The 13,998-nt window shown below is 37.4% G+C and carries 14 protein-coding genes; 2 read left to right on the forward strand and 12 right to left on the reverse strand.

The annotated features are described in order from the left end of the window. Nucleotides 1–3: 3 nt before the first annotated feature. The 9 genes from BAQ49_RS22125 to BAQ49_RS22170 all read right to left on the reverse strand — a co-directional run bounded on the left by BAQ49_RS22125 (nt 4) and on the right by BAQ49_RS22170 (nt 11,800). Nucleotides 4–1,182 (reverse strand): FtsW/RodA/SpoVE family cell cycle protein, encoded by a 1,179-nt coding sequence (locus BAQ49_RS22125; protein WP_071747065.1) that lies wholly within the window; start codon nt 1,180–1,182, stop codon nt 4–6. 339 nt (nt 1,183–1,521) lie between these two features. Further along, entirely contained in the window at nt 1,522–2,838 is a 1,317-nt protein-coding gene (locus BAQ49_RS22130; protein WP_071747066.1) for a dihydrolipoamide acetyltransferase family protein, read from the reverse strand. A 15-nt stretch (nt 2,839–2,853) separates the two neighbouring features. After that, on the reverse strand, nt 2,854–3,837 hold the full coding sequence (gene bfmBAB / locus BAQ49_RS22135) for a 3-methyl-2-oxobutanoate dehydrogenase subunit beta (RefSeq protein ID WP_000290071.1): 984 nt from the start codon (nt 3,835–3,837) through the stop codon (nt 2,854–2,856). 13 nt (nt 3,838–3,850) lie between these two features. Beyond that, complete coding sequence (gene bfmBAA / locus BAQ49_RS22140; protein ID WP_000852549.1) at nt 3,851–4,852, reverse strand: 3-methyl-2-oxobutanoate dehydrogenase subunit alpha; 1,002 nt, start codon at nt 4,850–4,852, stop codon at nt 3,851–3,853. 27 nt (nt 4,853–4,879) lie between these two features. Next, a complete protein-coding gene (gene lpdA / locus BAQ49_RS22145) occupies nt 4,880–6,301 on the reverse strand; it encodes a dihydrolipoyl dehydrogenase (RefSeq protein ID WP_000090438.1) in 1,422 nt (473 codons plus the stop codon). A gap of 4 nt (nt 6,302–6,305) precedes the next feature. Continuing rightward, complete coding sequence (buk, locus tag BAQ49_RS22150; protein ID WP_060632217.1) at nt 6,306–7,409, reverse strand: butyrate kinase; 1,104 nt, start codon at nt 7,407–7,409, stop codon at nt 6,306–6,308. Nucleotides 7,410–7,496: 87 nt separating this feature from the next. Then, complete coding sequence (locus BAQ49_RS22155; RefSeq protein WP_071747067.1) at nt 7,497–8,597, reverse strand: leucine dehydrogenase; 1,101 nt, start codon at nt 8,595–8,597, stop codon at nt 7,497–7,499. Between the two features lie 35 nt (nt 8,598–8,632). Then, nucleotides 8,633–9,532 carry a phosphate butyryltransferase gene (gene yqiS, locus BAQ49_RS22160; protein WP_071747068.1) on the reverse strand — a complete coding sequence of 300 codons (900 nt, stop codon included), beginning with the start codon at nt 9,530–9,532 and terminating at the stop codon, nt 8,633–8,635. A gap of 195 nt (nt 9,533–9,727) precedes the next feature. Then, nucleotides 9,728–11,800 (reverse strand): sigma 54-interacting transcriptional regulator, encoded by a 2,073-nt coding sequence (locus BAQ49_RS22170; protein WP_071747070.1) that lies wholly within the window; start codon nt 11,798–11,800, stop codon nt 9,728–9,730. A 136-nt stretch (nt 11,801–11,936) separates the two neighbouring features. Here BAQ49_RS22170 and BAQ49_RS22175 point away from each other — a divergent pair, with 136 nt between their 5' ends. After that, the gene (locus tag BAQ49_RS22175; RefSeq protein ID WP_001190193.1) at nt 11,937–12,170 is read left to right on the forward strand and encodes a DUF2627 domain-containing protein; all 234 of its coding nucleotides are present in this window, start codon (nt 11,937–11,939) and stop codon (nt 12,168–12,170) included. 51 nt (nt 12,171–12,221) lie between these two features. On the opposite strand, the gene BAQ49_RS22180 is transcribed toward BAQ49_RS22175, so the two are convergent. After that, a complete protein-coding gene (locus BAQ49_RS22180) occupies nt 12,222–12,950 on the reverse strand; it encodes a glycerophosphodiester phosphodiesterase (protein WP_071747071.1) in 729 nt (242 codons plus the stop codon). 50 nt (nt 12,951–13,000) lie between these two features. Between BAQ49_RS22180 and BAQ49_RS22185 the strand changes: the two genes are divergently transcribed. Then, nucleotides 13,001–13,147 (forward strand): YycC family protein, encoded by a 147-nt coding sequence (locus BAQ49_RS22185; RefSeq protein WP_001247671.1) that lies wholly within the window; start codon nt 13,001–13,003, stop codon nt 13,145–13,147. 53 nt (nt 13,148–13,200) lie between these two features. Here BAQ49_RS22185 and BAQ49_RS33105 read toward each other — a convergent pair whose 3' ends face one another. Further along, entirely contained in the window at nt 13,201–13,371 is a 171-nt protein-coding gene (locus BAQ49_RS33105) for a hypothetical protein (protein ID WP_165616072.1), read from the reverse strand. Nucleotides 13,372–13,407: 36 nt separating this feature from the next. Then, entirely contained in the window at nt 13,408–13,977 is a 570-nt protein-coding gene (locus BAQ49_RS22190) for an imm11 family protein (protein ID WP_071747072.1), read from the reverse strand. Nucleotides 13,978–13,998 lie beyond the last annotated feature (21 nt).

Raw genomic sequence — 13,998 nt, forward strand, 5'->3', positions numbered from 1 at the left:
TTTTTACTTAACTGAAAACATATATTTTTTATACGTTTTCCGTACCGATAATATGAGCCCCATCATAATCATATTTGAGAATAAGGAACTTCCCCCATATGATAAGAAAGGTAATGCGATACCTTTTACAGGCATTAATCCAACAATCATACCAATATTTTGGAATATTTGAACCGTTAGTATTCCTATTGATCCAGCACATAATAATGTACCAAATAAATTATCAGCAGAATAACCGATAATAATTGTTCGATATAGTAGTAATAGGAACAAGAACACAACTAACGCCGCTACTATAAATCCACCTTCTTCAGCAATTGTAGCGAAAATAAAGTCCGTGTGTTTCTCCGGAATATAGACGCTCCCTTCACCGTACCCTTTACCTTCCATACCTCCACTACCTACAGCTAAAATCGATTGCTGCGTTTGATAGCCTTCATTTGCATTTTCAAATGGATCTAGCCAACCTATAATACGTGATTGTTGGTGAGGTTTTAACAGAGTAACTAATTTATTAAAGAAGAAATCTGGATATTTTACAAATATAAATATTAATGTAGACAATATGGTCACCGGAATGACTGTACATATCGCAATTAATTTCTTTTGAATTCCTGACATAAATAAAATACATGCGATAGCTGCTGCATATAAGAACACCATTCCTGTGTCTGGTTGGCTATATACAACGGCCATAGGTGGAAGAGATACTAACATAATTTTCCCGACTAATTTCAAATCAGTTTGGAATGTCCGGGCCATATACTGAGCATTATGTTTCACCGCTAAACTGGCTATTATGAGTAGCAATGAAATTTTGAAAAACTCCGATGGCTGAATTTGTCCAGCTACTGGAAAAACAAACCATCTTTTTGCACCTAATTTTTCAGGTGTAAAACTGGAAACCGGTAGTATTTTCAAAAGAATAAGTGAACCAAACCCAGCGATATAAAGTGGCCAAGACAATTTTTGCCATTGATCTAAGTCGATGCTTGCAACAAGAAGTAACAATACAACCCCAATTATGTAGTTAACTCCCTGCTTCATAGCAAAGTTTGCATCTCCATACTGTCCAGTTTGCTGACTGCTATATATAGCGGCTATACTCGTAACACATAACGCAAACAAAATTAAAATTAATTTTACATCTAAACTCTTAAAAAACTCGGTACTTCTTTTCATGACATCCTCCTGAAACATTGTTACAGCAAAATAAAAAACCAGGAGTCAACATTCTTCATGTTTTGACGACTGATTACACATTATCTATAAAACACTTATATAGAATAACTCTCTTTTTCATACAATACAATATATTATACTACAGTTTCATCAGTAAGATTTGCCAAAAAAATTATTCTTTTCTTATTTTATATCTATATACCATATATCAGCAATGTATTTTCGTAAATTCCTAATACATAATCGTCCATTGTAAGATTACTGGGAAAAGTGTTGTACATATAGTAGGAGCAGAAGAAGAAATAAGATGATAAAAAGCTCGCCTAAGCGAGCTTTTTATTAATATATAGACGTATTATTTTCTGACGTGTTTTCTAAAATTTCTTTTACACGTCCTAAGAACTTACCACAAATTAAACCATCAAGTACACGATGATCAAGTGATAAACATAAGTTAACCATGTCACGAGCACCGAACATACCATTATCCATAATTACTGGTCGTTTTACAATTGATTCAACTTGTAAAATAGCCGCCTGTGGGTAATTAATAATGCCCATAGATTGAACAGAACCAAATGATCCTGTGTTATTAATTGTAAATGTTCCGCCTTGCATTTCGTCCGCTTTTAACGATTTCGTGCGTACTTTTCCTGCAAGTTCTGTAATTTCACGAGCGATACCTTTAATTGTTTTCTCGTCCGCTTGTTTAATTACTGGTACAAATAACTCTTCCTCTGTTGCAACAGCGATAGAAAGGTTAATGTCTTTCTTCTGAACGATTTTATCGCCAGCCCACATTGAGTTAATTTGAGGGTATTCTTTTAACGCTTGTGCAACTGCTTTTACGAAGAAAGCAAAGAACGTTAAGTTAAAGCCTTCACGCTTTTTAAAGTCGCCTTTAATTGAATTGCGGTATGACACAAGGTTTGTCACATCTACTTCAATCATCATCCAAGCATGTGGCGCTTCGTGTTTACTACGTAACATGTTCGCTGCAATTGCTTTACGCACACCTGTTACTGGAATTTCGATATCGCCAGGCATTGTTGGAACAGAAACTGGTTTCGCAGCTTCTACTTTTTGTGCTACCGGCGCTGCTTTTGGTGCTTCTGGACGCGCTTCTACTACCGCTGCTACAGCTTCCTCTTTTTTCGCACCAGCTTGCGGAATATTTCCAGATTCCACTAGCTTTAAAATATCTTTACGAGTAATACGTCCATTTGATCCTGTACCTTCTACTAGATCTAAATCAACATTATGCTCGCCCGCAAGTTTTAACACAGCTGGTGAAAAACGTGGTTTTCCATCAGTTGGTTGTTTCGCTTTCGGTGCTTTTTCAGGCGTAGTTACTTCTGCCTTTGGTTCTTCTTTCGTTTTTTCCTCAACAGCTGTTGCAGCTACTTCATCTGCGCCTTCTACTTGAATGACACAAACAACTTCACCTACTGCTAACGTATCGCCTTCACCAGCGATTAACTCTTTCACAATACCAGTGAAAGAAGATGGTACTTCTGCATTTACTTTATCAGTCATTACTTCTGCAAGCGGATCATACTTATTTACGTGATCGCCAACATTAACGAGCCATTTACTAATTGTGCCCTCTGTAACGCTCTCCCCGAGCTGAGGCATTGTAATATTTTCTACAGCCATGTATAGTCCCCCCGATTAAAATTCCGCAAGTTCACGCATTGCTTTTTCAACTTTATCTGGATTTACCATAAAGAATTTTTCCATTGTTGGTGCATATGGCATTGCCGGTACGTCTGGGCCTGCAAGACGTGCGATTGGTGCGTCTAAATCAAACAGACAATTTTCAGCAATAATTGCTGCCACTTCACTCATAATGCTTCCTTCTTTATTGTCTTCTGTTACAAGAAGAACTTTACCTGTTTTAGAAGCAGCTTCAATGATTGCTTCTTTATCTAATGGATACACAGTACGTAAATCAAGAATGTGTGCAGAAATGCCATCTTGTGCTAATTTCTCAGCTGCTTGAAGAGCAAAGTGAACACATAATCCGTACGTGATAACAGTAATATCATCACCTTCACGTTTTACATCTGCTTTTCCGATTGGTAATACATAGTCATCTTCTGGCACTTCACCTTTAATTAAGCGATATGCACGTTTATGTTCAAAGAATAATACTGGGTCTTCATCACGAATTGCTGCTTTTAATAAGCCTTTTGCATCATATGGTGTAGAAGGGATAACAATTTTTAAACCCGGTTGGTTTGCAAACATCGCTTCTACAGATTGTGAATGATACAATGCACCGTGAACACCCCCGCCAAATGGCGCACGAATTGTAACTGGACAAGTCCAATCGTTGTTAGAACGATAACGAATTTTTGCTGCCTCAGAAACAATTTGGTTTACTGCTGGCATGATGAAATCAGCAAACTGCATTTCAGCGATTGGGCGCATACCATACATTGCCGCACCAATTGCTACCCCAGCAATTGCAGATTCTGCAAGCGGTGCATCAAGTGCACGATCTTCACCAAATTGATCATATAAACCGTGTGTCGCTTTAAACACGCCACCTTTTTTACCAACATCTTCTCCTAAAACGAATACTTTCTCATCGCGTTCCATTTCTTCGCGCATCGCTAATGTAATAGCATCAATATAAGACATTACAGCCATGAAACGTTCCCCCCTATTCTGCGTATACGTGCTTCAATGCATCTTCAGGTGCTGCATACGGAGCATTTTCTGCATATTCTGTTGCTTCATTTACGATATGCATAATTTCGTCTAACATTTGTTTTTCAAATTCCTCAGTTAACACGCCAGCTTCTTTTAAATAAGCTGCAAATGTTATAATTGAATCTTTTTTCTTTGCTTCTTCTACTTCTTCTTTATCACGATAAACACGATCATCATCGTCACTAGAATGTGCTGTTAAACGATATGATACTGTTTCAATTAAAGTTGGGCCTTCACCACGTCGGCCGCGGTCTGCTGCTTCTTTTACAGCTTTATATACTGCAAGCGGATCATTTCCGTCTATTGTATATCCAGGCATACCGTAACCAATTGCACGATCTGATACGTTTTTACATGCTAATTGTTTTTCAACCGGAATAGAGATTGCATATTTGTTATTTTCACACATGAAAATAACAGGTAGTTTGTGTACACCAGCGAAGTTTGCCCCTTCATGGAAGTCACCTTGGTTTGAAGAACCTTCTCCAAATGTAACGAACGTTACTAAATCTTTCTTCTCCATTTTTCCAGCTAGCGCAATACCAACTGCATGTGGTACTTGTGTTGTTACTGGAGATGAACCTGTAACAATACGATTTTTCTTTTGACCGAAGTGACCAGGCATTTGACGACCACCAGAGTTTGGATCTCCAGCTTTCGCGAAAGCTGACAACATAAGCTCTTTAGCTGTCATACCAAACGCTAGTACAACACCCATATCACGGTAGTATGGTAATGCATAATCTTTCTCTCTATCAAGAGCGAACGCTGCTCCAACTTGTGCAGCCTCTTGTCCTTGACAAGAAATTACGAATGGAATTTTACCTGCACGGTTTAATAACCACATACGTTCGTCGATTTTACGTGCAAGTAACATCGTACGGAACATTTCTAATACTTGCTCATCACTTAAGCCAAGCTCTTCATGGCGCTTTTCTTTTACTTCTGCCATTTTTCATAACCTCCTAAATCCACATTTTTATGCGTGTAACGCTTTTCCATCTACAGCTAGTGCAGCTTCACCAATCGCCTCAGATAATGATGGATGCGGATGAATTGTATGTGCTACTTCCCAAGGTGTTGCATCAAGTACTCTTGCAAGACCAGCTTCAGAAATCATATCTGTTACATGTGGTCCAATCATATGAACACCAAGAATGTCATTTGTTTCTTCATCAACTACAAGTTTTACAAATCCATCTGATTCTCCGTATACAAGTGCTTTTCCGATTGCGCGGAATGAGAACTTACCTACTTTTAACTTATAGCCTTTTTCTTTCGCTTCTTGTTCTGTTAAACCAACAGAAGCAACTTCTGGACTGCTATATACGCATTTTGATACCATAGAGTAATCAATTGGTGTAACTTCTTTCCCTGCAATATGTTCTACTGCAACAATTCCTTCATGAGAAGCAACGTGAGCAAGTTGTAAGCCACCGATTACATCTCCAATTGCGTAAATATGAGATTCTTTCGTTTGATAAAACTCATTTGTTTGAATGTATCCTTTTTCCACAACGATATCCGTATTCTCTAAACCAATATTTTGCGTATTGGCTTGTCTTCCTACAGATACAAGCATTTTTTCTGCTTTAAATTCTTTATTCTCACCGTTATGTTCAGCTTGAATTGTTACTCCATTATCTTTTACCAATGTTTCTGGTAATACTTTTGCACCAGTCACCACTTTAATACCTTTTTTCTTGAACAGACGTTGCATTTCTTTTGAAACGTCCTGGTCTTCTAGTGGTAATATCGTTTTTGCATACTCTAACACTGTAACTTCTACACCGAAGTCAGCAAGCATAGATGCCCACTCAATACCAATTACACCGCCACCAACGATAATGATTGAACTAGGAAGCGTTTCCATTTTTAGGGCATGATCTGAAGACATTACATACTCTCCGTCTAACTCTAAACCTGGTAATGAATTTGGACGAGAACCCGTTGCAACAAGTACATTTTTTGGAATTAACATTTCATTCTCTTCTCCACTTGCAAGTTCAACTGAAATTGTCCCTGGCATCGGAGAGAAAATAGATGGGCCAAGAATACGGCCAATACCTTCAAACACATCAATTTTACCTTGTTTCATTAAATGTTGAACGCCTTTATGGAGCTGCGTTACAATCTTCTCTTTACGCTCTTGTACTTTTGCAAAGTTTAGCTCTACATTACTTGCAATAACTCCGAACTCTTCGCTTTTTTTAGCAGTCGCGTATACTTCTGCACTACGTAAAAGAGCTTTACTAGGAATACATCCTTTGTGTAAACAAGTACCACCAAGATTTTCTTTTTCAACAAGTGCTGTTTTTAATCCTAGTTGTGATGCGCGAATAGCAGCAACATATCCACCTGTACCGCCGCCAACGATGACTAAATCATATTCTCTTGCCATTATCTCAACCCCTAGCTACTGTTTGTTTTTCTCTTACAACATACTCTTTCGGCGCTTCTTCTTCACGTAATACACGAAGTGCTCCTTCTGCTAACGCTTCTAACTCATCTTCTCCTGGATGTACGATAACATCTGCAATCCAGTCCACTCGTTCTTTTATTTCATCGACAAGAATTTTACTGTATGCAAGTCCACCAGTTAATACGATTGCATCGATTTTCCCGTGAAGCACAGCACTAGCTCCGCCAATTTCTTTTGCAACTTGATATGCCATTGCTTTATAAATAAGAGTTGCTTCAGGATCACCTTTTTCAACCATTTGTTCTACTTTAATTGCATCATTTGTACCGATTAGACTTACAAGCCCACCTTGTCCGACAAGCTGTTTCACCATTTCGTCTCGGTAATACTCACCAGAGAAACACATTTCAACTAGCTGTCCTACCGGTACTGTACCAGCACGCTCTGGGCTAAATGGTCCTTCTCCGTTTAAACCATTATTTACATCGATAACTTTACCTTTTTTATGAGCACCAACTGTAATACCGCCGCCCATATGTGTAACTAATAAATTTAAATCCTCGTATTTGTGATTTAATTGGTCAGCTACTTTACGAGCAACTGCTTTTTGATTTAATGCATGGAAGATACTTTTGCGTTCCATACCAGCAATACCACTTATACGAGCAATCGGCTCCATCTCATCTACAACGACAGGATCCACAATGAATGCAGGAATATTTAATCCAGAAGCAATTTCATAGGCTAAAATGCCTCCGAGGTTTGAAGCGTGATGACCACTAAACCCATTTTTCAAATCTTCTAACATCGCATCGTTTACTGTATACGTACCGCCTTCGATTGGACGAAGTAATCCACCACGCCCACAAACAGCGTTTAATTTTGAAATGTTAATACCATGAGAATGTAGAACTTCTAAAATCGTTTCTTTACGAAACTCATATTGGTCGATAATTCGCTTATATTTTCCAATCTGTTCTACGTCATGACGAATCGTTTCTTCTAGAACAGGTCTTTCATTATCAAAAACACCAATTTTTGTGGATGTACTACCTGGGTTAATAACAAGAATTCGATTTACAGACAATGTTGCTACCTCCACTAATAAATTTAAAAGGAAGTGGAAACCTCATAAGAGGTAACCACACCTTTTGTAAAAGTTATATATGAATGATTAGCGACGGCTAATAATGTCGTGACCGTTGCGTAAGTATGTGCTACGAGAGTTTTTCAAACTTGCAATGCGCTCTTCAGCTAGACGATCTGCTGCTACATAAGTTGCTATACCATCACGTTTTGAAATTTCGATTACTTTTGCAATTGTGTCATAGATAGACTCAACACGTTTTAGTGCACGTTCTCTATTGTATCCATATAACTCGTCTGCTACGTTAATTACGCCACCTGCATTAATAACATAGTCTGGTGCGTATACAATACCCATTTCATGAATGATGTCGCCGTGACGATCTTCTTTTAATTGGTTATTTGCAGAACCTGCGATTACTTTTGCTTTAAGTTGTGGAATAGTTTCATCATTAACTGTTGCACCTAATGCACATGGTGCGTAAATATCACATTCAACACCGTAAATTTCATTTGGCTCAACTGCTGTTGCACCGAATTCTTCTACTGCACGTTGTACAGCTTCTTTATTAATATCTGTAACGATTAATTTTGCTCCTTCAGCGTGTAAATGTTTGCATAGGTGATATGCTACGTTACCAACACCTTGAACAGAAATTACTTTTCCTTCTAGACTATCTGTACCGAACGCTTCTTTTGCAGCTGCTTTCATACCACGGTAAACACCGTATGCAGTTACTGGAGATGGGTTACCAGAAGAACCGAATGAAGGTGAAATACCTGTTACAAAGTCAGTTTCTTCGTGGATAATATCCATATCATCTACTGTTGTACCAACATCTTCAGCTGTAATGTAACGTCCGTTTAGTCCTTGAATGTAGCGTCCTAATGCACGGAACATCGCTTCGCTTTTATCTTTACGTGGATCACCGATAATTACTGTTTTTGCACCACCTAAGTTTAAACCAGCTGCTGCATTTTTGTATGTCATCCCTTTTGCAAGACGCAATGCATCTTCAATCGCCGCTTCTTCAGAATCATATGTCCACATTCTTGTTCCACCAAGAGCTGGTCCAAGTGTTGTGTCATGGATTGCAATGATTGCTTTTAAACCAGATTCTTTATCTTGACAAAATACCACTTGCTCATAATCATATTTTTCTAAGTATTCGAAGATTTCTAATGTCATTGTCGTTTCCCCCTAATTGTTTTACCCTATTTGGTTTATTTTGAAGCAGTCGCAACTGCCAATGCTAATGAATATACTTTTGTTTCTGCTGAATCAGCACGTGATGTTAAAACAATCGGTGCTTTAGCGCCAGCAATCATAGCCCCTACTTTTGCATCTGCAAAGTATACGAGTGATTTATATAGCACATTTCCAGCTTCAATCGTTGGGACGAGTAAAATGTCTGCCTTACCTGCTACATCACTTACTATGCCTTTATGTTCTGCTGCAATTTGTGATACTGCATTATCTAAAGCAAGTGGTCCATCAACGACACAATTTTTAATTTGTCCGCGGCGATTCATTTGAGTTAACATCGCTGCATCAATTGTCGCTTGCATCGCAGGATTAACAACCTCTACCGCTGCAATTGGCGCTACCTTCGGCAAATCTATTCCTATTGCCCGAGCAACTTCTACAGTATTTTGTATAATAGCAGCTTTTTGTGTTACATCAGGTGCAATGTTCATCGCTGCATCTGTAACAAAAATAAGACGATCGTAATTTGGAACTTCAAACGCTGCAACGTGTGAAAGTACGCTACCCTTACGAAGTCCCCACTCTTTATTTAATACGGCTTTCAAAATATTTGCAGTTGGGATGTTCCCCTTCATAAGCACATCTGCTTCGCCATTTCTTACAGCTTTAACAGAAAGTTCTGCAGCCTCAGCACTTGACTTTGCTGCAATCACTTCAATATGTTCTGAAGTTTGTAATCCATGCTCTTGTAGCATCCCCATTATTTTTTCTTGATTTCCATATAGACGAAATTGAGCTAGCTGTAATTTAATCGCTTTCGCTACAGCTTCAATTACTTCATGATCTTCAGCTACTGCTACAGCCACATTTTTTTTAGGCTGTCCTGCCGCTTGATCAATTAAATGTTCTAACTTCATATTTTGTAATCAACCCTTTCCGTCGTCCCTCGTCTATTCATTAAGCAAATACCGTGCCAACTTTTAAAAGTGGTCTTACCAATAATGAAAACGCATTCAAAATGCAGTAAAATCAATACTTTGGAAAACAACGAAATATTCTGTCTTGTTTTGTCGCTTTTTGTATACCATGCAATAAATTGCACGGTACGCAATTTATTGCATGCTATTTTTTGCACAGTCGTACTTTTCTAGCTTGTAATATAAGTTTCGAACTGAAATTCCTAACGCTTTTGCAGTCTTCGTTTTGTTCCCGTCAAATTTATCTAAATATTCACGGATAATATTCCCCTCAAATTCTGTCACTAGGTGTTCAAGGGCCTTCTCTTCTAATTCAGGTAATAAATTATTTTGTTTCGTCTCTACTTGTTCTTCTTTATGTAAAGGCGGTAAATGATGTACATCAATATATATCTCGTTATAATTCATAAAGATAACAGCTCGTCCTAAAATATTTTCAAGCTCCCTAACATTTCCTGGCCATTCATATGATTGTAAATACGAAATGGCTGAATCGGTGAGCCCTTCTACATTACGACCATAATCTTGATTAATTTTTTGAATTAACCTTTCTGCAATCGCTGGTATGTCTCCTTTACGCTGACGAAGGGAAGGAATTTGAATCGGGATTTTATTTAAACGATAATATAAGTCCTCTCTGAACTTTCCTTCTAAAATAGCTTTTTCTAAATTTACATGCGTCGCAGCGATCACTCGAACATTAATAGGTATCGCTTTCGTTCCCCCTACTTTCACAATTTCTTTTTCTTGTAGTACACGAAGAAGCTTCGCTTGCGTATTTGCAGATAACTCTCCGATTTCATCTAAAAAAATACTTCCATTATTCGCTTCTTCAAAGAACCCTCGTTTCCCGCCTCTTTTCGCTCCAGAAAACGCGCCTTCCTCATAACCAAATAATTCACTCTCTAATAATGTCTCGGAAATAGCAGCACAGTTTACTCGGACGAACTTATTGTATTTTCGATTACTACCATTATGAATAGCGTGCGCAAACAACTCTTTCCCTGTACCTGATTCCCCTCTAAGTAATACTGTTGCTGGTGTATTCGCTCCAAGTTTTGCTTGTTCAATAGCTGCCGTCGTTTCATCTGAATCGCCAACAATATCATCAAATGAATATTTCGCTTCTAACGTTCGAATAATTTGTCTTGCCCTATTCAATTCATTTGTTAACTTTTGAATTTCTGATACGTCGCGAATTACCCCGACGCTGCCTTTCAATATTCCATCAACAATAACCGGTGCTACATTTACAATTACATCCCGCTTCTTTTGCCCAATCTTCATATGTATTCCTCGTACCGCCCGGCGTGTCCGGAGTACTTTCATATGCATACTTTCACCTTCTACAATATCAGTTGTAGCCGGCTGCCCCAGAATATCTTCTTCCGTCAAACCCGTTAACTTCGTATAAGCAGGGTTTATAACTAACCCTCTTCCTTTCTCATCGACAACCGAAATCGCTTCTTCAGATGAGTTAATAATTGCCTCGAGTAGCGTTTGAATTTCTTTTAAGTCTGTAACTTCTTCCGCTAAATCTACAACTTCTGTAATATCTTTAAAAATCGCAAATGCCCCTTGAACCTCTCCACCTTCTTTTAATATCGGTATACGCGTTGTAATGATCTTCTTGTCATTTTCTAACGTCAGTTCATAGTTCACTTCTATTTGTTTCGTACGTATAATACGAAGCAACTTACTCGTTGGAATAACTTCTAAAATATATTTCCCTACCGCTTCTTCTTTTTTATATCCGATAATACGCTCTGCGCTTTTGTTAAACAGACGGACTTTTCCCTCTCGATCAATAACAATCATACCGTCATGTGTAGAATTTAAAATTAATTCTCCTTGTTGCGTTTGTTCCTCTAACTGTCCGATCAAGCCTTCCTTCTCATGCGCTAATCTCGTAACAATTTTCGCAATATCCCCTGGTATAAGAAGAGTATCTTTATGCTTACTTTCCAATAACACTTTATGTAAATCATAATCACCTGTCATATCAAACATTACATCAATATGCATAGAAAGAAACGGAGTTACACTATCACCAATCGAAATCCCATATTCCTTTGCGATTTGTAATCCTTTCGCAATTGGATTAATATCAATAACCCCTATAATTTGAAATATATTCGAATTTTGCAACAGACTCAGCAGTGTACTTCCACCTTCACCTGCTCCAACAATTAACACATTTTGTTTCATACATTACACTTCCTCTCGAAGTATCTCTGCAAAATTTTTCACATTCTTATCTTACTCGTTCAGCAACCTCTTGACAAACCCCCATTCCATATAACATCATTAAAATATACAAAATAATCTGAAAAGGAGCGTTTATATGCAGCGTTATCTCGCTCTATTATTAGCACTCATCCCCATTTCATTAGCCGTGCTTGGTATTAAACTAATGAGAGATACTGTATTTGGGATTTTGTTCTCTCCAATCCCTATATTATGGTTACAATTTTTAATCGGCGCTCTTTGCTTTGCACTCGGGTTTTATATCTTCGGCGGCTTCGTCTTACACAGAGATCGTAAGAGAAATAAAGTACAAGCACGCTTCAGAAGATAAAACAAAGTTTTCACATATCATAAATAAAAAATGAGACCATTATATTAGGTCTCATTTTTTTATCGGTAATAAAGTTCTTGCTGTTTCAGGATAATCAGTAATAATCGCTGATATATTCATATCAAAATATTTACGCATAAGCGTTTCTTCATTTATCGTGTAAGGACGAACCTCCACACCACTTTCCATCGTTAATTCAGCGATAGCATCTTGAAGATAACGATAATTCGGATGTACTGCAGTAGCACCCATCTTTTTTGCATATGCCCACGGGCTATGCAAACCTTCGCGATACAAAATAGCTGTTTGAATATCAGGAGCCATCATATGACATCGCTTCATACTATAGTGATTAAAAGAAGAAAATACAATCCGATCCTCTAGACTAAACTTACGTACAAGTGTTATAACCTCTTCTTCTAAACCTCTGTATGGGATTTTATTATTTTTCAGTTCAATATTGAGTAGCAATTTCGTTTTTACGAGCCATTCTAACACCTCTTCTAGAAGAGGTATTTTGCAAAAACCTACTTTGTCACCGAATTTATAACTCGCATCCAACTTACATAAATCCTCATATAAATAATTTCGAACCGCACCTTTTCCATTTGTTGTCCGATCCACCGTTTCATCATGAATAACGACAACTTTTCCATCTTTCGTGAATTGAACATCGAGTTCAATTCCATCTGCCCCGAAAGCCTCCGCTGCTTCAAATGAAATCATTGTATTTTCTGGATACGTCCCCGCCGCACCACGATGTGCAAATATAAGAGTCATCCTCACTCCCCCAATCTTATGCTATACTATACGAAAAAGGAGGTACTTCTATGAGACCATTACAAATTTCTCCAGACACTGCAGTCCGCCTATCAAAAGCGTTAGGTGTTCCACTTGAACAACTTATGCATATGCCACAGCATATTTTAATCCAAAAGTTAGTTGAATTAGAAAAACAAAATAAAGACGAAGAATAATATAGTCCTGTTTTGCAGGGCTTTTTATTATCATCTATTATATCATGGATAACTTACCCACTAAAATTATGAATGCATGGAACAACAAAATAAAAAGCCTCTATCATTTCTTCGCATTGTTTACATTTAACCATCGCTTCAGCTTGAATCAGTTCACAAATTTCTTTTTCATTTCCCTCATAATTGTTTAACATTCTTAGAATTTCTGAAACCTTTGCATCCATGTTACTAACTCCTGTCAGTTATTTTAGGACTTTCTTTTACATATTCGCTTCTGAATCCCATAACTCAACAAATTCGAAACCTTTTAAATCGCTTTCTAACACTGCATTTCTAAATTCATCTGATACAAAAACAGCAGTAGGATGAATCCTTTTATTTACATATACTTTAAAAATCACTTCATTTTGAATAACATTAGGAGTAAATGCAAATTTTTCACACCCTATTATTAAACCTGTAATTAGTTTTTTAAAAATTGCTTTATCACTATCAATTGCATCTAATACATTTAAAACATGAACTACATAATATACTTCACCTGTTTTATTGTTAATAAGTGGAAGAAACTCAACGTTAGCGCCTATTAAAGGTTCTAATAATTTTTTCGCTTGTTCTCTAACCATTGGTGCACCAGTTTCTCCCCAAAAATAAGGAAAATCACTATGATTTCCTTCTTCTAGACATTCAATAAATATTTCTCCCCATGAATCTAGTAAAATTGTAGTGGAGTTGAATTTTCCTTCAAAATATTTCTTATCCTTTTTATAATTTAATAGTTGGAAAGACTCATAGTTATCAGATGAACTCTTCAATTCCCAAATTTTCATTTTCCTTCTCCCTTATATTTA

Source organism: Bacillus proteolyticus (genome assembly GCF_001884065.1).
Lineage (GTDB): Bacteria > Bacillota > Bacilli > Bacillales > Bacillaceae_G > Bacillus_A > Bacillus_A proteolyticus.

Bases quoted from the DNA above. Each gene is read 5' to 3' on its own strand.
- BAQ49_RS22125 (WP_071747065.1), bottom strand. From the start codon at position 1,182: ATGAAAAGAAGTACCGAGTTTTTTAAGAGTTTAGATGTAAAATTAATT.
- BAQ49_RS22130 (WP_071747066.1), bottom strand. From the start codon at position 2,838: ATGGCTGTAGAAAATATTACAATGCCTCAGCTCGGGGAGAGCGTTACA.
- bfmBAB (WP_000290071.1), bottom strand. From the start codon at position 3,837: ATGGCTGTAATGTCTTATATTGATGCTATTACATTAGCGATGCGCGAA.
- bfmBAA (WP_000852549.1), bottom strand. From the start codon at position 4,852: ATGGCAGAAGTAAAAGAAAAGCGCCATGAAGAGCTTGGCTTAAGTGAT.
- lpdA (WP_000090438.1), bottom strand. From the start codon at position 6,301: ATGGCAAGAGAATATGATTTAGTCATCGTTGGCGGCGGTACAGGTGGA.
- BAQ49_RS22155 (WP_071747067.1), bottom strand. From the start codon at position 8,597: ATGACATTAGAAATCTTCGAATACTTAGAAAAATATGATTATGAGCAA.
- yqiS (WP_071747068.1), bottom strand. From the start codon at position 9,532: ATGAAGTTAGAACATTTAATTGATCAAGCGGCAGGACAGCCTAAAAAA.
- BAQ49_RS22170 (WP_071747070.1), bottom strand. From the start codon at position 11,800: ATGAAACAAAATGTGTTAATTGTTGGAGCAGGTGAAGGTGGAAGTACA.
- BAQ49_RS22175 (WP_001190193.1), top strand. From the start codon at position 11,937: ATGCAGCGTTATCTCGCTCTATTATTAGCACTCATCCCCATTTCATTA.
- BAQ49_RS22180 (WP_071747071.1), bottom strand. From the start codon at position 12,950: ATGACTCTTATATTTGCACATCGTGGTGCGGCGGGGACGTATCCAGAA.
- BAQ49_RS22185 (WP_001247671.1), top strand. From the start codon at position 13,001: ATGAGACCATTACAAATTTCTCCAGACACTGCAGTCCGCCTATCAAAA.
- BAQ49_RS33105 (WP_165616072.1), bottom strand. From the start codon at position 13,371: ATGGATGCAAAGGTTTCAGAAATTCTAAGAATGTTAAACAATTATGAG.
- BAQ49_RS22190 (WP_071747072.1), bottom strand. From the start codon at position 13,977: ATGAAAATTTGGGAATTGAAGAGTTCATCTGATAACTATGAGTCTTTC.